Below are 21,549 nucleotides of genomic sequence, written 5' to 3'. Positions count from 1 at the left end.
AATCACAGCAATCCAAGAAATTAAGTTAAAGGCATTAAATCCTGTAAATTCATTATTTGACGAAGCGCTATCCTTCACAAAAATTATCTCCATAAGTTAAATTTAAACTATCCTATACCTGAGTGATTAAACTTAGGAACTACTTAATGTAATTTTTTATTTCTTATAAGACAGTGTTATGTTAAAAAACCTATTAATGGCAGGTTTTTCTTCTGTAAGTTTACTGACTATTTTTCTCTTGAGCCTTTAAATACGATGCTCGGTTAGTTGCTCTATTGATATAATCGTTGATAGCTGGACTTATGCTGATACCACATAATTTAGCCCAAAGAAGCGTATGTGACATAAAAATATCCGCTAAGGTAAAGTTATTACCTGTAATCCACTCATGACCCTTATCAAATTTCAATTGATTAATTACTTTCTCGGATTCCTTTCTAAAGTAATTAACTAATTCTAAAGAGCGTTTTTCTTCGGGGATAAAAACCAGTTGTTTTAGTAAATTCCAGATTGGAGACTCTAAGTCTGTAAGTGCAAAGCTAAGCCAAGAATTGATGCTTGATTTTTCTTTTAAATCAGACGAATAAAAACTTTTTTCTGGGTATTTCTCGCATAAATAAAGACATATAGATAATGTTTCTTCTATCGATATATCGCCATCCACCATAAAAGGGACTTTCCCGCGAGAGTGAGGAGATATAACGCTAGGGCTATCGTTAAGTAAATCAACTTTGATCGTATCGTACGATACGCCAAGCTCTTCTAATGTCCATAAAACTCTTAATGAGCGACTTTTAGGGAAGGTATATATTTTCATGTGAGATCCATAATTGGAAATGTAAAACTAGCATACACATTCTAAAATTGAGATACAAATAAGACTATATTTATAACGGCTCGCAATTAAAAACAGCCGTGCTCGCATTTATCCGGTTTTTTGGCCCACATTAATTGCAACTGAAAATCACCAAGGACCCATAATAACTGCAAAGGAAATCCGCTCCTCTGATCTTGTTGATTGGCTCGTATGGGTCTAACCCTAAGAGGCTCTCTCTGTCAGCATAGTTGTTACTCCCATTAACAACACTGAAAGAGGTTCCCCTGAGCCTGCGCACTTGGCGGTGTTGGCAGCAGAACCCGACGTGAACTATCGAAACATTCGTAAGCTCGGTTTAATATCCTTTTTGCAAAATAAAGAAAACCCGCGTTATGCGGGTTTTTAGAGCCATGTTCAATTTACTTTGTCATATTTCAAACAAACTCCGATGTAACGTTTGAATCACTTGTTCCGCATCTTTGCCGGGAACGAGCAGGCAGATATTATGACTGCTTGCACCACCACTAATCATCCGAATATTAAAGGATTCCAGAGCGCCAAAAACTTCTTTTCCCAATCCCTTAGATTTCGAAAGCTCATTGCCGATAATTGCTACCAATGCCATATTTTCTTCGACTTCCACACAGCATAACGTGGAAAGTTCAGTCAGTAAGGCATTCGTCAATAAACTACCATTGGTGCTGGTGGATCCAGTGGTATCCAGTGTCAGGGCGATGTTCACTTCCGATGTCGTAATCAGATCCACCGATATATTATGGCGCGAGAGCAGGGTAAAGACTTCTGCCAGAAAACCTCGTGCATGTAACATCTTCAGGCTATGCAGAGTCAGTAAAGTTTGTTTGCGGCGCAATGCCAACGCACGAAACAGCGGTGGATTTTCTGTTTTATCACAAACCACTGTGCCGCCCGCGAGAGGATCTTTGCTGGAGCCGACAAATACCGGAATGCCGGAGCGAACGGCCGGCAGCAATGTGGCAGGATGGAGAATTTTGGCGCCAAATGTCGCCATTTCTGCCGCTTCATCAAAAGCAATTGTATTGATGCGTTTAGCGGTAGGGGCAATACGGGGATCGGTGGTATAGATGCCCGGAACATCTGTCCAGATATCAACGCGTTGTAATCCAAGCGCTTCGCCCAGCAAAGCGGCAGTATAATCACTGCCTCCCCGTCCCAGCGTAGTTGTACGGCCTTTTTCCTCTCTGCCGATAAAACCTTGAGTGATGACAATCGTATTGTTCAAGCGAGGATGAAGGTGCTCTATTGCCAAAATATGGAGTTGGAGGGTATCTGGTTCTGCCTTTCCAAAGTGAGCACTGGTCCGCATGATCCGGCGGATATCAAACCATTCTGCATCCGTATTGCGTTGGCGCAGCAGCTCGGCAAACAGCAAGGTGGACATCATTTCACCGTGGCTAACCAATTCATCAGTCAGTGCTTCTGACGTGGCAAGAGACGCGGCTTCTGACAGCATCTCAATATTTTCCAGCAGACGATCAATTTCCTCGCGGATCACGTTCGCATCATTCAATCGCTCAATAATTGCATATTGAATGTCACGGAGCTGTTTCAGGTAACTCTCCCGTTTATCGTTATCGCAGCCAGCCGCTAATGCAACCAGCAAATTGGTCACGCCAGAGGAGGCTGACAGAACAACCACGCGAACATTGGCGTTTGCCAAAATAATATCGGCACAGTTATTCATGGCATCAAAGTCAGCCACACTCGTACCACCGAATTTTGCTACAACATACTGCGAATTGGGAGATGAAACAGCGCACATGGATAATAACCTTTTGTTCGAAGAATAGGCTTTTAGAAATATCGGGTTAGGCGCATTGAGTCAATGTTTGGTAATTAAGCATAAATAATTTTCATGATGGAAATAAAATTATCGTTTTTGCCTATCTCAACAATTAGGGCTGGAAATCACTGACTATTTTGACCAATATCAGTAATTACAAGGAAAGGGAGATTAATCACAGAATTAACCCGTTACAATCTGTGCATTCCTATTGTTTATTGACAGTTGATAGAGAGTATCATCCATGAAAAACATCAACCCCAGCCAGACTGAAGCCTGGAAAGCATTACAGCAGCATTTTGAGCAAATGAAGAATGTGCATTTGCGGGATCTGTTTGAACAGGATAAAGAACGGTTTACGGCATTTTCTGCGACATTTGATCAGCAGATTCTGGTGGATTATTCCAAAAACCGCATTACTACGGAAACACTAGAAAAATTACAGGCACTGGCACAAGAAACTGATTTGAGCAGCGCAATCCGCAGTATGTTCTCCGGCGAGAAAATCAATCGCACAGAAGATCGCGCTGTGCTGCACATTGCCCTGCGTAACCGCAGCAACACCCCGATTATGGTGGATGGGGAAGATGTCATGCCGCAAGTGAATGCGGTGCTGGCAAAAATGAAAGCATTCAGTGAGCGTATCATCAGTGGTGAATGGAAAGGTTATACGGGTAAAGCCATTACTGATGTGGTGAATATTGGTATTGGTGGCTCCGATCTTGGCCCGTATATGGTAACCGAAGCACTGAAAGCCTATAAAAATCACCTGAATATGCATTTTGTTTCCAATGTTGATGGAACTCATATTGCTGAAACACTAAAAACTTTGAATCCAGAAACAACCTTGTTCCTGATTGCTTCCAAGACTTTTACCACGCAAGAAACGATGACCAATGCCCATTCTGCGCGTAATTGGTTCTTGCAAAACGCCATTGATGAAGCACATGTTGCCAAACATTTTGCAGCATTATCAACCAATGAACAGGAAGTCAGTAAATTTGGTATCGATCCACAAAACATGTTTGAATTTTGGGATTGGGTAGGGGGACGTTATTCGCTCTGGTCTGCGATTGGCTTATCCATTGTACTTTCCATTGGTTATGAAAATTTTGAACAGTTGTTGAGTGGCGCTCATGCGATGGATAAACATTTTGAGCAGACCGCCTTTGAACACAACATTCCCGTTTTGTTGGCATTAATCGGCATTTGGTACAACAATTTCTTTGGCGCAGAAACTGAAGCGATTCTGCCATACGATCAATACATGCATCGTTTTGCTGCTTACTTCCAGCAAGGCAATATGGAATCAAACGGTAAGTACATCGATCGTAATGGCAATCCGGTCAATTACCAGACTGGGCCGATTATCTGGGGTGAACCGGGCACTAATGGTCAACACGCTTTCTACCAACTTATCCATCAGGGAACCAAACTGATCCCGTGTGATTTTATTGCGCCAGCAATTAGCCATAATCCGGTTAGCGACCACCATAGCAAGCTGCTGTCCAATTTCTTTGCTCAAACTGAAGCGCTGGCCTTTGGCAAAACACAGGCTCAGGTAGAAGCAGAATTTGCGGCGGCTGGAAAAAATGCCCAGGATGTGGCGAATGTTGTACCATTCAAAGTATTTGACGGAAACCGTCCGACCAACTCCATTTTATTGCGCGAAATTACGCCATTTAGTTTGGGCGCATTGACTGCCATGTATGAGCATAAAATTTTCGCTCAAGGCGCAATTCTGAATATTTTCTCATTTGATCAATGGGGCGTAGAGTTGGGTAAACAATTGGCGAATCGTATTCTGCCTGAATTGCACGATGTAGAAGCGGTGAACAGCCATGACAGTTCTACAAATGGCCTGATTAACCGATTTAAAGAATGGCGATAATCTGACTCCCTCTTATGTCATTCTTCCTCCCCTCAATAATATAGTGTTATTGAAGGGAGGTTTTTTATGATTTCTATAAATTGTTCCCAACTTTTTATTTTATTAGTCTGCAACATGATATCCTCATTCCCCATTCGTTGTGCTGTCGGGGAAACTGATATTCCCGGCAATGGGAAAATGACATGGCAGATGACACAATATTAACTTCAACACCTATCCACTGGTTTTCGGCAGACGAAACCGATCTTCCTGACGATATTTTAAGCTGGCTGATAGAAGTTGGCTCAATGACGCGCCGCTTTGAACAACACTGTCAGCAGGTATCTGTTGCTCCTTCTCGGGAATGCTTCATCACGGCAGAAGAATTAGACGATGAAAGTAAGCATTTACCTGTAAGCGAAAAATATTGGTTACGCGAGATTGTCTTGTATGGAGATAATATCCCGTGGCTTTTAGGTCGCACTGTTATTCCGGCAGAAACACTAACTGGCCCGGATCGAAAATTGGTTGATGTAGGAACCGTTCCACTCGGGCGTTATCTTTTTAGTGGTAATAATCTGACGCGGGATTATATTCAAATAGGCTGGCAAGAGTCTCGTTGGGTGCGGCGTTCGTTATTGAGATTATCAGGTAAGCCACTGCTGCTCACAGAGGTTTTTCTGCCAGAATCGCCTGTATATAAAACAAACAAAATAAAAGGGGAGAAATAGATTGGAGGTCAGTATGACGCAAAATAAATGGCGTGCCTATTGCCGTTTAATGCGTATCAATAAACCCATTGGCGTATTATTATTAATATGGCCAACATATTGGGCATTGTGGATCGCCGCAAAAGGTATACCAAATTTACATGTGTTGTTAGTATTTACTATCGGTGTGTTTTCTATGCGTGCTGCGGGATGCTGCATTAATGATTTCGCAGATAGAAAATTTGATGGGTTTGTAGAACGGACAAAATCTCGTCCTTTGCCTAGTGGTGATATCACCGAAAAAGAAAGTAAAATCTTGTTTGCCACGCTGGTGCTCATCTCTTTTGCGCTGGTTCTTACGCTGAATAAAATGACGATTGCATTGTCGTTCGTTGGTTTGGCGCTGGCGTGGAGTTATCCTTTCGTAAAACGTGTCAGCCATCTGCCACAAGTTGTGTTAGGGGCTGCCTACGGCTGGTCAATTCCGATGGCGTTTGCCGCAGTAAGTGAGTCCTTACCTTTGGAGTGTTGGCTGTTATTTTTAGCCAACGTTATTTGGTCAGTAATTTATGATACACAGTATGCGATGGTTGATCGTGATGATGACCTAAAAATCGGTGTGAAATCGACGGCTGTGCTCTTTGGACGCTTTGATAAACTGATTATTGGTATTCTGCAATTTGCTATGTTGGGTATTTTGGTATTGATCGGCAATATAGTGAATTTGGGGGGAATATACTACTGGACGATATTGCTGGCAGCGGCGTTGTTTATTTATCAACAAAAACTGATCTCAGGCCGGGAAAGGGCGTCTTGCTTTCAAGCTTTTATGAATAATAACTACGTTGGCCTTATTTTATTCCTTGGTGTCTTTTTCAGCTATGTCTAATATAACGGGCGGTATTACCGCCCGTTAATCGTTTTATGCTCAGTGTAACGCTATTATCCTGGCTCTTTTTCCTGTTCAGGGTCATTTTGCTCTGGTGGCATACTGACGCTCTCAATTGTCAGGCGAATTTCAGGTGACATCAACTCGCTCAACACATGGTAAAGTGCCTGAGCGTTGGTTGTAACTATAGTGCCACTATTTTGAGCGCCACTCTCTTGAATGTAACCTTCTTCGCGTAGCGTGTTGACTGAACAGGCGAAAACCGCCTTGTCAAAGAACTCTGGTGCATTGATGCCATGCAGCACTGATAAACGCTGTGCCAACATCCGGCTCTCTTTTTCCAGTACACCACGACTGATGTCTGGGGTGGCATTCAATAAAGAAAGCGTAATTGCATAGCGTTGCAATGTTTCTCTGATACCCGCCGCCAGTAATTGCAGTGGGCGAATGCGGGCAGGGTTCAGTACCAACATTCCTTGCTCTTTGTTACAGATAAGGCATTGACGCGCCAGTTCATCAATCAGGGTATTGACGACTTGGGGAAGCGTTTCCTTACTGTAACGCATGAAAAGTTCCTGCTTGATTAACGGATAGATTAACTCTACCTGCCTGAGCAATTCACTGCGACTAATACGACGGTGATGCATCACAATGCTGGTAATCAAGGATGGCAAGATCAACAAGTGCTGGATATTGTTGCGATAATAAGTCATCAATACCGCGCTTTCGCGTGGCAGGATAATGATATCCCCCAGACTGTCTTTCTCGACTTCAAACTTATCCATCAGCAAGGCATGATCCAACAACTCTTCCGCTGTTTTGTTCGGTACAGTGATATCGTTGGTGTAAGGCACATTGTTCAGCAATTGCAGATAACAATCTAACTGCTCAATAAGCTGCCTGCGAGTAAGTGCTCGCTGGCGTGACGACAGCAATGCCGTAGTGCATAAATTGATAGCATTGGCGGCGGCGGCATTATTGATATTGACCATAATATTATCAGCCAGTTTGCTGACTGTTGGAGACAGCCATGTGGGGCGCTGGGATTCTATTGGGTCAATGGAATCACGCCAATCTGGAACATGTTGGTTAAGGTACTGTACCAATGGGATCGGTTCGCCAAAGTTCACATAACCTTGTCCCAAATTACGCAGCTTGCGCAGGCCATTCACCATCTGGAAAAAGCTTTCTTTTTCTTTGGTGGCACCCCGCAACTCTTTGGCGTAAGTCGCCACTTCCATCACATGCTCATAACCGATATAGATCGGTACAATCGTGATTGGACGGGATTCCCCACGCAGCATCGCTTGCAAGGTCATGGAGAGTGTACCCGTTTTCGGATCAAGCAGACGCCCGGTACGTGAACGACCACCTTCGACAAAGTATTCAACCGAATAACCACGGGTGAATAATTCACCGAGATATTCGCGGAAGATCGTCGAATAGAGCTTATTGCCTTTAAATGTACGGCGGATAAAGAATGCACCAAGACGGCGGAATATCGGGCCGGCGGGCCAGAAATTCAAGTTAATGCCCGCAGCAATGTGTGGGGGAACCAGCCCTTGATGATAAAGTACATAAGAAAGCAGCAAGTAATCCATATGGCTGCGATGGCATGGAACATAAACCAGTTCATGGCCATCTTGTGCCAACCGGCGAATTCGTTCGGCATTATGAACATTAATGCCTTGATACAAACGGTTCCAGGTCCAACTTAACACACGGTCGGTCAAGCGCACTGTTTCATAGGAGAAATCCGCAGCAATCTCTTCCAACATATTGATGGCATTCTGCTTCGCCTTTTCGGGAGAGATTTTCTTGCTGCGTGCTTCATCAGCAATCGCTTTTTCTATCGCCTTTGAAGCCAATAACTTATTGAACAGATCTTGTCTGGCAGGCAAACGAGGCCCAACAGCCGCGAGACGTTGACGGGAATAGTGTATCCGCGCAACACGAGCGAGTTTATTGGCAATGATATCATCCGCACCGTGTTCGTCAGCCATACGGCGTAAAGAAACAGGCGTAGAAAAACGCACAAAACTATCCCGCCCAAGCCACAGGATCGCAAAAAACTTCTGCACACCATTTAGCAGACGTAACTGCGGTGCTGTGTTCCCTTCATGTCCTTCACGCCCGGGAGAACGGCCAAACATCACGGAAACTGGCACCATCTGGATATTCAAATCAGGATTATTGCGATGCAGATCCAGATAAGAATGAAAGATTTTCACAGATTCATGTTTTGGTGCATAACAACGGAACACACGTGGGCCGTTATCAATAAAGACACAACTAGGAAGCTGAGTGTCCCCAATTTCCAAAGGATTCAACGGGTCCGGCAGATCTTGCGCCAGACATTGTTGACGCAGGGTCAATAAGTCTGTTTTTGAATGGTACGGCAGTACATACAAAATGGGCCGTGTCGTATCAAGACGCAGCTCAGCAATGGGATCCGTAGGGATAAGTTTACTTTTTACTAATAATTTTAGTGGTAAATTCAATAACTTATAATATATTTTACGCCAACCTGACATAACTGCTTTAAGCCTCTTGTTAGCAACGCGTCGCAAGGATACCAGAAACAGATTTTGAGATCTGTGGAAATAAGACAATAATAAGGACTAAAAGTTATATGACCATACAATCATTAAGCTCATTTAAGAAAATTATCATGGCAAATCAATCAACAGGTTTGATCCGCATCATCAAAGCTGCGGGCTATTCAGCGAAAGGAATTAAGGCTGCTTGGCAAAATGAAGCTGCATTTCGGCAGGAGGCAGTGACTGCCATATTTGCGATCATCACCGCATTTTCTTTAGATATTAGCTTAATTGAGAGGCTCCTGCTGATCGGTTCTGCCATGCTTGTCATCATTGTTGAGATCCTTAACAGCGCCATAGAAGCCGTCGTGGATCGTATTGGTAGTGAATACCATGAATTATCGGGTCGAGCGAAAGATATGGGATCAGCGGCTGTATTGCTAACCATAATTCTTGCGCTGTTTACTTGGGGAACAATTCTTTGGTCGCATTTCATGCGCTGACATAATGTGTTTTTCATCAAAATACGTTATTTAGTTGCTTTTACATGCTAGCAGGTTCCCAATTCTAATTTACCTGTATATACTCACAGTCTGACTGTATAAACAAACAGGGGGCGAAATGAAAGCATTAACTGCCAGACAGCAGCAAGTCTATAACTTGGTGCGTGACCATATTTCGCAAACGGGTATGCCACCAACACGTGCTGAAATCGCGGCACGTCTAGGTTTTCGTTCACCTAACGCGGCAGAAGAGCATTTAAAGGCTCTGGCACGTAAAGGGGTGATAGAGATTATCGCTGGTGCATCCAGAGGTATCCGTTTGCTTCTCGAAGAGCAAGGTGAAGGTGCGGGATTACCGCTAATCGGTCGTGTTGCTGCCGGCGAACCACTGCTGGCTCAGGAACATATCGAAAGTCACTATAAGGTTGATCCTGAATTATTCAAACCAAGTGCTGATTTTTTGTTACGTGTCAGTGGAATGTCCATGAAAGACATCGGTATTATGGACGGAGATTTACTGGCTGTTCATAAGACACAGGATGTTCATAATGGGCAAGTTATTGTGGCGCGTATTGAAGATGAGGTCACAGTAAAACGTCTTAAACAAACTGGGAACAGAATTGAACTGATTGCTGAAAATCCAGAATTCAAACCGATTGTTGTAGATTTGAGTGAACAGAGCTTCACTATTGAAGGATTGGCAGTAGGTGTTATTCGTAGCGGAGACTGGTTCTGAGCGTAAAAACGGATAATTGCACTTTGCCATTCTGAGGCGGTCATTTTTCCCGGTTCCCGTTAAACGTAGATTAAGCGGTGACATGAGGATATGTGAGTGCATTAGCCATGACCGCCTCACCGTTTAATCAGGTTTTAAACATTATCACCTTATTTCTTTTTATTCTCTGTAATTGAATGATTGTGCTCGCATGTATCTCGTTCTGTGCAGGAATCGATTTCATAGCAAGAAGAGCACAAACCATGCACTTCTATCACACTATTTCGTAAATGAAACCCCGTGCCTTGTGCTAGCTGCTGAATAGTGGATTCAATATCTTTCGCGTCTTTTTCAGTTACGGAGCCACAGTCTTCACAGATAAACATCGCTGAGGTATGGCTGGGTTCCTCAAAATGATGGCAGAGAACATAACTGTTTGTGGATTCTATTTTGTGAATAAAACCTTGTTCCAATAGAAATTCTAAACCACGATAAACCGTTGGCGGTTTGGCTTGTGGTTCGACTTCACGCAGCAAATCCAGTAAATCATAGGCACTTATTGCGCTGGGCTGTTCAGCGATTAGACGAAGAATTTCAAGGCGTTGAGGTGTCAAACGAACCCCTCTTGACAGACAGATTGCCTCAGCCTGTGCCAGCAACTTTTTTTGATTGATAGTTTTCATTACACCTCTCACACCTACACGATGCTAATGACTTTAATGTTACCATGTTTTTTGGCCTGAGAGTGGACTCCACGCAATGATTAGCGCTTTTCTGGCGCCTGATATACATAAGGCGGCTGGCTATCTTGGCATTATGTGACATGCCTTTACCAATTAAATAATATGCAGATTGAAAATCAATCGGCGGATAAGAACAATAAAATGGGCTAAAAAACGGAAAAAATAAAAGTGAAAATAAGGGATAATATAAATAATCAAATTGGTAAATAAGAGTGATGATATGGAATTAACAATTCATTATTTCAATATAACTATAGTTATAGTCAATAAAGAAAATAATATTCTCATATTATTACCAATAGAGATAAATTATAGTGAACAAGACAATAAGTGACCATTGCTCCAATAATTCCATTTAGGACGGAAATAAATTTCAGTATCATAAAATACAGATTAATGGATTAAAAATGAAAGAGTTACTACAAAATCACCCGAAGAATAGAAGATTTCCTGTTGATGGTTTTAGGATAGTCAAAGCAATCCTCAAAGAAAGAAAAGGAATGAAGTTTCTTAAACCTATTCAGGCAGTTGGCTTAAGTATACTTTGGATTGCAACACTGTTACTGAGTGGGTTATCGATAGGGATAACGGGATTGATTTTCAGTGCCAGTAACACACCTTTCATGGGTTATATACTTTGGGCTGTATTGATTGGTTTAAGCCTAATCGGCGTATTTCTCTCTATTTATAGTTTCCGATGCCTCAAAAACCTGCCTATTACTGAGCAGAAACGTTATTACTCGCAAGCAAAATGTGCTGTTTTGCCGGAAGAAAAACGTCAGGCATTGCGTTTGCATGTAGTAAGTTGTTATTACGATGGTTTTTGGACAGAAACGTTAGAGCATTATCCTCTGAAAAGTCGAGTTGCTCACGATAACTATCAATATCGTATTCTGCCTTTGTCTGATGCAGAACCTCACCAATCTCAAGTTTACCAAAATTGGGGTATTCTTGATGAAAAAGATTATTGGAAAATATTGCATGAATTATGGGCAGGAATGCACTCAGAACGTTTTGCTGCTGATGCGGTTTTTACCGATGGAGAAATGTTTACGGTACTGGGCAGTCTGATTGAAGAACCACCAGAGTATGTACAACAATGCTCTCGGTCAATTGATGGGCGTCCTCCCGCTTTGCTTTGGGGATTTGATCTCTGGCGGGCAATCGTTTTGAGCCGGAACTGTTTTTCTGCGGGTTATATCAGTGAAGAAACAGCGTGGATAAATATACTGAAAACCGCAGATTATGTTTATGAAGTTTTTGGCAGCTTTGATGCGTTTTACACTAATTATCGGTTAGGTAACGCTTATTGGAGCCGGGATTTTGACACGGTAAAAGGGCGTTTAAAAGAATTCCGGTTTTATAAAGAATATTGTGATTGGCCTATAGCGCAACTACCTTGGCCAGATCCGAAAGGCATCTTCATGGAACAATATATGAAAGATGGTTTTGCTGATGTCGTAAATTCTATATTACAAGATCAGATGGAAGACCCGATCAACGATGAAATAATCGATGAAGATAGTAACCATACTGAAATTCGCATTTTGCATTGAATAGTTACATTGATCGCCTGCTTAGATAGGCAGTTACTCTATATTGCAAAAGGAATCAAAGATTCGTGACCTTCATTGGTAGTTAAGGAAATTTGCTCAGATTTATGTACTGTATATAACTAATTCAAACTTTTCTTAAACTGCTGCCTTCATCTGATCAGTTGCTGAACGACTTCGTGGTGACTTCAAACAATTTCAATATAGGCGAGTGATCTTACCATGCATGTTACTCCGTTGTTTGGGAAGTGTATTAAAAGGAAGCAGAGATACGTGTGAAATGTTTGAGCATTTTAATGTTGATGAATTTATTGATTTGTTAGATGACCCAGAAAATACACAGCAATTTAATCGGGTCATTTTTGATATATTGAGTGGGGATAAGGGAACTTAAATGACAATATATGAGTTAACAGAGGATTCGTTGATAAAAGTTGAAATGACTTCATTTGAGGCAGAAAAGTTGAAGGAACGGGAAGACATTCAGCGCCTCTTAAAATTAAATATTGAAGCTATTAGCCCTGATACATTGGTGATCGCAGAAGAATATAGCCATTTTGTGGATTCTAATCGTCGTCTTGATTTACTCGGTATTGATAAGTCAGCAAATCTTGTCGTTATAGAGCTAAAGCGGGATGATGATGGTGGCCATATGGAACTCCAAGCGATACGTTATGCTGCTATGGTTGCGAATCTGACTTGGGAGCAAGTAGTTAGTGCTTACAGGGACTTTTTAAATCGAATGAGGCAAGATATTGATGCTGAAAGTTCGATATTGGACTTTCTGGGGTGGGACTCGCCACAACAAGGTGATTTTGCTAAAGAGACACGTATTGTCTTAGCTGCTCGTAACTTTTCTAAAGAAATCACCACATCAGTTTTGTGGATGAATGATATGGGTCTGGACATTACTTGTGTTCGTCTTCAACCTTTTCGAGTTGGTGAAAAACTCTTATTGAATGTTGAGCAAATTATTCCCCTTCCTGAAGAGATGGATTACCAGATAGAAGTACGTCATAAAAAGCGAGAAGAGAGAGCGGCCCGCAATAGCGAAAAAGATCACTCATCGTTGACTTTGTATGTCAATGGAGAACGTTATCAGCAAAAATTCCGTAAGTCAGACATTGGTTTCTATACGGTTAAAGCACTTGAGGAGCATAAGCTCATCAGTGAGCCGGTTTTTTACTTCCTCCGGTATAATAAAACGTGTTCGTTTCAGTTACTGAAGAAATTCGAAGAAATCAAAGGTACTGAAGATAAATACAAAAAATATCGTACTCAGTCAAAACCTGAGTTTGTTTACCAAGATGAAGGATATTACATCGCTCGGAATTGGAGCCTTTCTAGTACGAACCGATTTATCAATGAAATTCAAGAAGCATTCTCAGCACTACGCTTTGAGTGGGATTAATTCGGTTAAACTTGGCTGAGTTTGAAGCTATCCTTCCCGCTCTGTATAATTGCCCGCCTTGGATATCTGGGGGAAGTTTGTGCTCCCCCTAAATATCTCCTAATGGCTAAATAAGTCGAAATAGACCAGAATATAAAGCGGCGGTATCGGCGCTATCTGTTTGATTTTTAAATGAGGTTTATGATATGCACCCATCATCCCGCTTTTCCGTTGCACCCATGCTCGACTGGACTGACCGTCATTGCCGTTACTTCCATCGTCTATTAAGTAAGGAAGCGCTGCTTTACACCGAAATGGTGACAACAGGCGCGATTATTCATGGCAAAGGGGATTATCTGGCTTATAACGAGCAAGAACATCCACTGGCATTGCAATTGGGTGGCAGTGAACCTCACGCCTTGGCGCACTGTGCCAAAATTGCGCAAGAGCGGGGTTACGATGAAATCAATTTGAATGTTGGTTGCCCTTCTGATCGTGTGCAGAATGGTCGTTTTGGAGCGTGCCTGATGGGAGAAGCAGCGCTGGTGGCCGATTGTGTCAAAGCGATGCAGGATGTGGTGGATATTCCGATTACGGTTAAAACCCGCATCGGAATTGATGAACAGGATAGTTACGAATTTTTGTGCGATTTTATCGATACTGTCGTGAAAAACAGCGATTGCGACAATTTTGTGATCCATGCGCGCAAGGCGTGGTTATCTGGACTGAGTCCAAAAGAAAACCGCGAAATTCCGCCTCTGGATTATCCACGAGTTTATCAATTGAAGAAAGATTTCCCACAACTGACCCTTTCCATTAACGGTGGCATTAAGTCATTGGAAGAAGCGAAGCAGCATTTGCAGCATGTGGATGGTGTGATGATTGGGCGAGAAGCCTACCAAAATCCATCTATTCTGGCGAACGTAGACCGTGAATTGTTTGATCAAACCGCCCCCGTGACGAATACAGTTGATGCAGTTAAGGCGCTTTATCCTTATATCGAACAGGAATTGTCAAAAGGAGCCTATTTAGGGCATATCACCCGCCATATTTTAGGGATTTTCCAAGGCATTCCCGGTGCTCGTCAATGGCGACGCTACTTGAGTGAAAATGCCCATAAATCTGGTGCTGATATTATGATTGTTGAAAAAGCACTGGAAATGGTGACAGAGCGGATGTGATCCGCTCTGATATTTTGTTTGAAATTATGGGATCAACAAGCTGGAACCGTGGGTGGCACGGCTTTCCAGCATCTGGTGTGCTCTTACGGCTTCGCTCAGTGGAAATTGCTGGTTTTCCGGTATATCCATATTGATTTTGCCGCTGGCAATGAGATCAAACAGCGTTTTGCTGGCTTCTGCCAACTCTTCGCGCGTCGTGATATAGCCATTAAGAGAAGGGCGGGTAAGAAACAGTGAACCTTTCTGATTGAGGATCCCCAAATTCACGCCTGTCACTGGCCCTGAAGCATTACCGAAGCTGACCATCAAACCTTGCCGTTTCAGGCAATCCAATGAATCCAGCCATGTCTCCTTGCCGACAGAATCATATACTACGCCAACCTTTTCCCCGCCAGTGATATCCAAGACACGTTCCACAATATTCTCGCGATGATAGTTGATGGTCTGCCATGCCCCAGCGGCTTTGGCAAGCGATGCTTTTTCGTCTGAACCCACTGTTCCAATCAATTTTGCGCCCAGTGCTTTTGCCCATTGGCAGGCAATTAAACCAACACCGCCGGCTGCGGCATGAAACAGAAATGTTTCTCCCGCTTGGATCTTATGAGTCAGATTGAACAGATAGTAAACGGTTAAACCTTTTAAAAAAGATGCAGCAGCTTGTTCAAATGAAATCTCATCCGGTAACAGCGCTAATTTGCTTTCAGGTACATTGTGTACTTCACTGTAAGCACCAACGGCAGATTGGGCATAAACGACACGATCACCAACTTTAATGGATGCCACATTTGAACCCACTTTAGTGACAATACCTGCGGCTTCTGTTCCCAGCCCGCTGGGCAAACTGGCTGGTGGATATAGCCCGCTACGTACATAGGTGTCAATGTAGTTAATCCCGATGGCTTTATTTTCGACTTGAACTTCATCAGATGCAGGGTCAACAGGCGTAAATTCACAATATCGGAGTACTTCTGGGCCGCCAGTGGCGGAAAATTCGATGTGTTTTGCCATGGTAACTCTCTCATTATGTTAGAAATATTGGAAACGGCCTCGCACGTTTGCAATGAAACTGCTGCAAACAGCGTAAATGTATCTGAAATCATTACAGACTATATATATTTACTTTGTGTTTTGAAGTTTGTCCATTATTATTATTTTTATATAAAAATCAAATAATTAATAATTTATTCACCTGTATATTGTTTCAGTGTTTATTGACGTTTATTCATTTTTACAGCACAATATGTATAAACATTTGTATAAATACTTTGGGTGATCATGGCTACCGAACTAAACAAGCTCAGTGACAAAAAACTCAAAACCCTACACGGAAAAGAAAGGGACAATATTGAATTTTTTGCCGATGGTGCTGGACTGAGTGCCAAAGCATCTAAAGTTGGTGGTATTAGTTGGGTTTTTACCTATCGGCTTGATGGCAAGAAGTTAAACCGCCTTACCATTGGGCGTTATCCTGATATGCCACTCAAACAAGCTCGTGAAACGCGGGATAAATGCCGTAACTGGTTGGCATCCGGTAAAGATCCCAAGCTCCAATTTAACTTAGTGATGCAGGAATCATTAAAACCAGTCACTGTAAAAGACGCTATCGAATATTGGATAGAGCACTACGGCAGAGAAAATCGAGTCAATATTGATACCCTCATTCTTCAATTAGAAAAACATATTTATCCTTATATTGGTGAAATGGCATTATCTGACTGCGAAACAATATATTGGCTGCAATGCTTTGATAGGATGAAAAAGAAAGCTCCGGTGGCTGCTGGCTCTGTATTTCAATTGTGCAAGCAAGCTCTAAAATTTTGCCGGGTAAGAAGGTATGCAGTTAGCCATGTATTGGATGATTTAACCATTCAGGATGTTGGAAAAAAACAAAATAAAGGCCATCGATATTTAGAAGATAATGAGCTTGGTCAATTATGGGAATCCATAAATACAGATATTTACCTACCTTATTATAATAATTTATTGAAAATTTTGGTTGTCTTTGGTTGTCGGACGCGAGAGGTCAGGTTATCGAAATGCTCAGAATGGAATTTTAATTCCATGTTATGGACTGTCCCAAAAGAAAATAGCAAGACAGGTGAGAAAATCATTCGTCCAATACCGGAATATATGAAACCATTTTTAGTGAATATTATTCACCAAAACCATAAAAGTGGTTATCTATTAGGTGAAGTTAAAAAACTTGAAGCTGTCGCCCAATATGGCAGAAAAATATGGAAAAAATTAGAGCATGATGAGGAATGGTCTTTGCATGATTTAAGGCGAACGTTTGCAACTAAAATGAATGATATGGGTATAGCACCACATGTAGTTGAGCAACTGTTAGGCCATGCTTTGCCGGGCATCATGGCGATATACAACAAGAGTCAATACCTACCAGAGAAGCTAGACGCTTTAAACACGTGGTGTGAAAGACTGGATATATTGGCGGGTAATTATGAGAATGTAGTTATATTAAAGGCAGCTCAGTAATGGGTATTGATTTGATGATAAATAGAGAAATTGTAATATATACACAACAAAGTTGATTTCTTCTGTAATGATTTCTTTTAAGTAAAATACCCTCACAAAAACAATTAAACAGTGAGGGTAACATGACCATTCAATATAGCACTCCTACACCTGAAGAACGCCGCTCAATTCTTTCTGAGTATGGCGAACCCTATGATCGTCTTATTCGTGAAAAGGAACGCCAGCATATTACCTCTATTTCCAGAACATCAGCATGGAAACTGGAAAATGAAGGTCGTTTTCCTGCCCGTAAGCCATTAGGCCGCAATTCTTGTGCTTGGTTACTCAGTGATCTGCTTCATTGGGTACGTAATCCGCCTACAGTAGAAAATATAAATAATCCATATAGCCGTAAACCTGCCAATTAAAGAATAGTGTGATGAAAAAATTAACTGCCTTAATTGGCAGCGGACAAACTCATCCTAAAAACAGTTTAATTTGGGGAATTGGTGTTAATGGTAGATGTTAGCTACAGAGATTATTTGAGATTCAGCAGCCATCAATTTGAGAAACAACCCTCTTTAAGAGGGTTACTTGACAATCAAAGCTATTATTGGTTGGTTCAGATTTTAGGTTTTATTCCTAAAGTCAGGAGTTTTTCACGGCAGGCATCTTTAACCCATGAGCTGAAATTACCTTTATCAGCTACCTCTTCAATTTGCTCAAGCAGATCATCTTCAAAGCGAATTGTTCGACGTGTGCTGTTATTTCGCTCATATGGTTTTTTGTTTTTTTCATCTTGCATTGGTTCGAACCATTATGGTAGTTTATTAAACAGTGGTGCGAACCATTATAAAGATGAGCACCATAAAAAAGCAATGCCCCGTAGTGGTGGAACACTGACGAGGCATCTAACCAAACCGTTAATAGAGGTAACGATTATGGCTGACACACAGTCTAACCAAACTCGCCCAAAATTTACACTCCTAATTGCATCCGGCATTCAGCCGCTGGCTGGACTGCCTTCTCTGATATTTGTTTCTCATCAGGGGGCATACCATGAGCAATAAACCTATCTCACTAAAACAAGCGCTATATCGTGCTAGTCTGGGAATTTCACTTTTCACTTACATTACCAAAAAAGCCAACGATGAACGCTGCGAAACCAACTTAAATAACCTGATTGCGCTGGCGCACGGCATTCATCAGGAGGTTTATCGCGACTTGTCGAAACATGTCCCACAGAACCCGGTGAATAAATTAGTCAATTGCCTTATACGCCGGGAAAGAGATCCGTTAGGGCAATCTTCGTTTCGTGCAGGTTTATGCACCTCTTTATATGAGGTGATTCTTGAACAGGCTAGTCAACACTGTTCGGAAGAGTTACACGATTTGCTTTCACTGGCCTGTGATATTAATCACGAGGTTTATCACGCGCTTTATGCGGTAGTGAATGGCGAGGACGAGTGATCATGAGTCAGGGAAATCATAATGCTAAAAGCCGCCCGTTAGATGTTATCCGAGCGGTGAAGCAATCCGCCGCTAATCACTGGCAATTGTTGTTGCCCGCCTGCGGTATTGATGTTCCGTTAAAGGGTAAGCATGGCGCTTGCCCGATATGCGGCGGTACTGATCGCTTTCATTTTATCGATGATAACCATAACGGCGATTGGCATTGTCGCCAGTGCGATGAGCCGAATCATGGTGATGGGCTGGATTTAGTAGCGAGAACCAAGGGGATCACGGTTTATGCAGCGGCTAAGTTGGTGGCGGATGTGTTGGTAATGCCTTTGCCCGAACCCCAAACCGTCAAAGAACAACCGCGAGCAGCCAAGCCGATTGCTGAACGCATCGCGGCACTGGTTGCCACGGTTGTTAAGGGCGAATCTCAATATCTGGTGAAAAAGGGGCTGCAATGCCCCAATCAGCGATTGCTGAAAGATGGCTCTTTGTTGCTGGTCACTCAGATGCTGGATGGCACGATAACAGGCGCACAGACCATTAAACCGAATGGTGAAAAACGCCTTGTTTCCGGTACTCAGAAAAAAGGAAGTTTTATCCCCGTATCTGAGATTACCGAAACGCCGGATACATTCATCATTACTGAGGGCTACGCCACAGCTTTAACCGTCAGCCAATTGCATGAGAGCATAGTACTGGCGGCGATTGATGAAAGCAATTTACTCACCATTGGCAAGATGGTCAGAGAACGATGGCCAGACGCGAAAGTCATCATTGCCGCTGATAATGACTGGCACGAGCCAGACGAACGGGACAAAAACGGCAGGCTAAAAAAGAACGTCGGCAAAATTGCCGCAGAAAAAGCCGCTCAATCTATTGGGGGATGGGTAACGCTTCCGCCTACAGAATTTAAAGCCGACTGGGACGATTATCGCCAGCAGAACGGCATTGAGGCAGCAAAGCAGGCATTCAGCCACGGGTTATATCAGGTAGGGGAGAAAAGACTAGTGGAAACAGCAGCGGTAGTGATCCAAGAAGAGAAGCCCAAAAAAGCCAGCAATAATCTGGCACAAATGGCAGCCAGTCAGCGCGGGGCGTTGTTAGTTGAACGCTATGGCAACGTGGCGGTAGATCCTGATAGTGAAATGGTTTATCACTATAACGGCACGACATGGGAAGCCGTGTCGGATAACGCGCTGCGCCGCGCAATGGTTGCCATCTTCGACCAGCACGAAACGCCTTACAGTCCGAACGGGATCAATAACGCTATCTGTGCCATGAAATTACAAGTGCCAGTTATTGGCGAACAGCGGCAGGATTTAATCGGGTTTCGTAATGGTGTGTATGATTTATCGACACAAAAATTTACCCCGCACCAGCCGGAACATTGGCTAATCAATCATAATGGCATTGCATTTACGCCGCCTGTGATGGGTGAAAACCTGACAGATCACGCACCTGATTTTTACCGCTGGCTATCCCATGCGGCGGGGAGCAATGAGCACAAAATGAATCGCATCAAAGCGGCCTTGTTTATGATTCTGGCAAACCGTTATGACTGGCAGCTATTTATTGAAGTGACAGGTGAAGGCGGCAGCGGTAAAAGCATCTTTACCTATATAGCGACCTTATTGGCAGGCAAGCACAATACCGCCAGTGGCAATATGAGAGCGCTGGATGAAGCGAGAGGCCGTTATCAGTTTGTCGGAAAAAGCCTGATTACGTTGCCCGATCAGGTTAAATATGTTGGTGAAGGTGCTGGCATAAAAGCCATTACAGGCGGCGACTTAATCGAAGTCGATGGGAAATACGAAAAACAATTTTCTACAGTAATCAAAGCGGTTGTATTAGCCACCAATAATGAACCGATGAGCTTTACAGAACGCAATGGTGGCATTGCGCGACGGCGGGTGATATTCCCGTTTAATATCCCAGTCAAAGAGTCAGAGAAAGATCCGCACTTGCCGGAGAAAATCAGCCGGGAACTGCCTGTGATTATCCGCCACTTATTAACGGAATTTGCCGACCAGAATAAGGCTAAAAAGCTGCTACAGGCGCAACGCGATTCTAATGAAGCATTAACGGTAAAAAGTAATTCAGATCCGTTATATCGCTTTTGCAGTTATCTGGTGACTGTCAATGATGCAACTGGGATGAAGATGGGTAATAAGAATATCAGCCCACGCGCACCGAGATTGTACCTGTATCATGCTTATCTTTCTTTTATGGAAGCGCACGGTTTTGAACGCCCGCTCACACTGACCAAGTTTGGTGAATCGCTACCTAAAATTATGCTGGAATACAAAAAGGAGTATCGGAAAGTACGAACCAAGAAAGGCTACTCTTATAACGTTGAGTTGTCAGAAGAAGCCGAAGAGTGGTTGCCCTCTGTACCTGAATGCAGGGACTTTAAATCCCCTCTATAAACTTTTTAGGTTTTAGTCTGCATTCCATACACCTTTTTAAATATCTATCTGTATTTAAAAGAAAATAATAGATGTATAGTTATTTTTTAGCTATACATCAAATATACATTCTCTTCATTAGAGTAAAAAAGAGGTGAATAGGGGTTACAGTTAATGAATATCATATTAATTGCCACAAACCCAGATGTAGCAAGGCTTTCAGGGAATTGTGCAGAGGGTGCATAACTGAGAGGGGGAAAAAGATTTATAGGAGATATTTCTGGTAGGAAGACTAAATTTCCTAATTTTAAGTGAGCATTGTTATTGTTTAGGAGAATAATTAGCACATAAAAATACTTTTATGTCTTGATATACATCAACACATAATTAAAATTATCAGCTTAAATAACTTCTTAAGAACTATCTGAAAAGATATTATTTCATATGATAATTATTAAAAATACTCAATGTAATATAT

The 21,549-nt window shown here is 42.4% G+C and carries 19 protein-coding genes; 13 read left to right on the top strand and 6 right to left on the bottom strand.

All coding sequences use genetic code 11. The features are described from left to right. Positions 1-220: 220 nt before the first annotated feature. Together AB204_RS12360 and lysC are read right to left on the bottom strand one after the other, a co-directional pair. Positions 221-817 carry a glutathione S-transferase family protein gene (locus AB204_RS12360; RefSeq protein ID WP_047963675.1) on the bottom strand — a complete coding sequence of 199 codons (597 nt, stop codon included), beginning with the start codon at positions 815-817 and terminating at the stop codon, positions 221-223. A gap of 427 nt (positions 818-1,244) precedes the next feature. After that, positions 1,245-2,618: a lysine-sensitive aspartokinase 3 gene (lysC, locus tag AB204_RS12355; RefSeq protein ID WP_047963674.1), complete on the bottom strand. Its 1,374-nt coding sequence runs from the start codon at positions 2,616-2,618 to the stop codon at positions 1,245-1,247. Between the two features lie 265 nt (positions 2,619-2,883). Here lysC and pgi point away from each other — a divergent pair, with 265 nt between their 5' ends. The 3 genes from pgi (at position 2,884) to ubiA (ending at position 6,108) form a co-directional block, all read left to right on the top strand. Beyond that, positions 2,884-4,530 (top strand): glucose-6-phosphate isomerase, encoded by a 1,647-nt coding sequence (gene pgi / locus AB204_RS12350; RefSeq protein WP_047963673.1) that lies wholly within the window; start codon positions 2,884-2,886, stop codon positions 4,528-4,530. A 182-nt stretch (positions 4,531-4,712) separates the two neighbouring features. Further along, positions 4,713-5,240, top strand: coding sequence for a chorismate lyase (gene ubiC / locus AB204_RS12345; protein WP_047963672.1), 528 nt, complete (start codon positions 4,713-4,715; stop codon positions 5,238-5,240). Positions 5,241-5,253: 13 nt separating this feature from the next. Further along, a complete protein-coding gene (gene ubiA / locus AB204_RS12340; protein WP_047963671.1) occupies positions 5,254-6,108 on the top strand; it encodes a 4-hydroxybenzoate octaprenyltransferase in 855 nt (284 codons plus the stop codon). A gap of 53 nt (positions 6,109-6,161) precedes the next feature. Here the strand turns inward: ubiA and plsB are convergent, their stop codons facing one another. Continuing rightward, positions 6,162-8,642, bottom strand: a complete 2,481-nt coding sequence (plsB, locus tag AB204_RS12335) for a glycerol-3-phosphate 1-O-acyltransferase PlsB (RefSeq protein WP_047963670.1) — start codon at positions 8,640-8,642, stop codon at positions 6,162-6,164. 137 nt (positions 8,643-8,779) lie between these two features. On the opposite strand from plsB, the gene AB204_RS12330 reads away from it, so the two are divergent. Further along, positions 8,780-9,151 carry a diacylglycerol kinase gene (locus tag AB204_RS12330; RefSeq protein WP_047963677.1) on the top strand — a complete coding sequence of 124 codons (372 nt, stop codon included), beginning with the start codon at positions 8,780-8,782 and terminating at the stop codon, positions 9,149-9,151. Positions 9,152-9,269: 118 nt separating this feature from the next. Further along, the gene (gene lexA / locus AB204_RS12325) at positions 9,270-9,887 is read left to right on the top strand and encodes a transcriptional repressor LexA (RefSeq protein ID WP_047963669.1); all 618 of its coding nucleotides are present in this window, start codon (positions 9,270-9,272) and stop codon (positions 9,885-9,887) included. Positions 9,888-10,036: 149 nt separating this feature from the next. Here lexA and zur read toward each other — a convergent pair whose 3' ends face one another. Further along, on the bottom strand, positions 10,037-10,549 hold the full coding sequence (zur, locus tag AB204_RS12320) for a zinc uptake transcriptional repressor Zur (RefSeq protein WP_047963668.1): 513 nt from the start codon (positions 10,547-10,549) through the stop codon (positions 10,037-10,039). 467 nt (positions 10,550-11,016) lie between these two features. Here zur and AB204_RS12315 point away from each other — a divergent pair, with 467 nt between their 5' ends. The 3 genes from AB204_RS12315 to dusA all read left to right on the top strand — a co-directional run bounded on the left by AB204_RS12315 (position 11,017) and on the right by dusA (position 14,733). Continuing rightward, positions 11,017-12,165 (top strand): DUF1266 domain-containing protein, encoded by a 1,149-nt coding sequence (locus AB204_RS12315; RefSeq protein WP_047963667.1) that lies wholly within the window; start codon positions 11,017-11,019, stop codon positions 12,163-12,165. Positions 12,166-12,556: 391 nt separating this feature from the next. After that, the gene (locus AB204_RS12310) at positions 12,557-13,573 is read left to right on the top strand and encodes a PDDEXK family nuclease (RefSeq protein WP_047963666.1); all 1,017 of its coding nucleotides are present in this window, start codon (positions 12,557-12,559) and stop codon (positions 13,571-13,573) included. Between the two features lie 185 nt (positions 13,574-13,758). Then, the gene (gene dusA / locus AB204_RS12305) at positions 13,759-14,733 is read left to right on the top strand and encodes a tRNA dihydrouridine(20/20a) synthase DusA (protein WP_047963665.1); all 975 of its coding nucleotides are present in this window, start codon (positions 13,759-13,761) and stop codon (positions 14,731-14,733) included. 24 nt (positions 14,734-14,757) lie between these two features. Here the strand turns inward: dusA and AB204_RS12300 are convergent, their stop codons facing one another. Then, positions 14,758-15,741 carry a quinone oxidoreductase gene (locus tag AB204_RS12300; protein WP_047963664.1) on the bottom strand — a complete coding sequence of 328 codons (984 nt, stop codon included), beginning with the start codon at positions 15,739-15,741 and terminating at the stop codon, positions 14,758-14,760. Positions 15,742-16,008: 267 nt separating this feature from the next. Between AB204_RS12300 and AB204_RS12295 the strand changes: the two genes are divergently transcribed. Beyond that, positions 16,009-17,226, top strand: a complete 1,218-nt coding sequence (locus AB204_RS12295; protein ID WP_047963663.1) for a tyrosine-type recombinase/integrase — start codon at positions 16,009-16,011, stop codon at positions 17,224-17,226. A gap of 122 nt (positions 17,227-17,348) precedes the next feature. After that, positions 17,349-17,633: a helix-turn-helix transcriptional regulator gene (locus AB204_RS12290; protein WP_038262390.1), complete on the top strand. Its 285-nt coding sequence runs from the start codon at positions 17,349-17,351 to the stop codon at positions 17,631-17,633. A 194-nt stretch (positions 17,634-17,827) separates the two neighbouring features. Here the strand turns inward: AB204_RS12290 and AB204_RS12285 are convergent, their stop codons facing one another. Continuing rightward, positions 17,828-18,010, bottom strand: a complete 183-nt coding sequence (locus AB204_RS12285; protein ID WP_047963662.1) for a YlcI/YnfO family protein — start codon at positions 18,008-18,010, stop codon at positions 17,828-17,830. Between the two features lie 136 nt (positions 18,011-18,146). Here AB204_RS12285 and AB204_RS23790 point away from each other — a divergent pair, with 136 nt between their 5' ends. The 3 genes from AB204_RS23790 to AB204_RS12275 are packed head-to-tail and all read left to right on the top strand — an operon-like array spanning position 18,147 to position 21,092. After that, the gene (locus tag AB204_RS23790; RefSeq protein ID WP_268802293.1) at positions 18,147-18,275 is read left to right on the top strand and encodes a hypothetical protein; all 129 of its coding nucleotides are present in this window, start codon (positions 18,147-18,149) and stop codon (positions 18,273-18,275) included. Continuing rightward, a complete protein-coding gene (locus AB204_RS22395) occupies positions 18,265-18,675 on the top strand; it encodes a hypothetical protein (protein ID WP_152671537.1) in 411 nt (136 codons plus the stop codon). Before AB204_RS23790 ends, AB204_RS22395 begins: the two co-directional genes overlap by 11 nt. Positions 18,676-18,677: 2 nt before the next feature. After that, on the top strand, positions 18,678-21,092 hold the full coding sequence (locus AB204_RS12275; RefSeq protein WP_047963661.1) for a primase-like DNA-binding domain-containing protein: 2,415 nt from the start codon (positions 18,678-18,680) through the stop codon (positions 21,090-21,092). The last annotated feature ends 457 nt before the right edge of the window (positions 21,093-21,549 follow it).

This window comes from Xenorhabdus khoisanae (genome assembly GCF_001037465.1).
Lineage (GTDB): Bacteria > Pseudomonadota > Gammaproteobacteria > Enterobacterales > Enterobacteriaceae > Xenorhabdus > Xenorhabdus khoisanae.
This window is presented reverse-complemented; position numbering and strand designations above follow the sequence as displayed.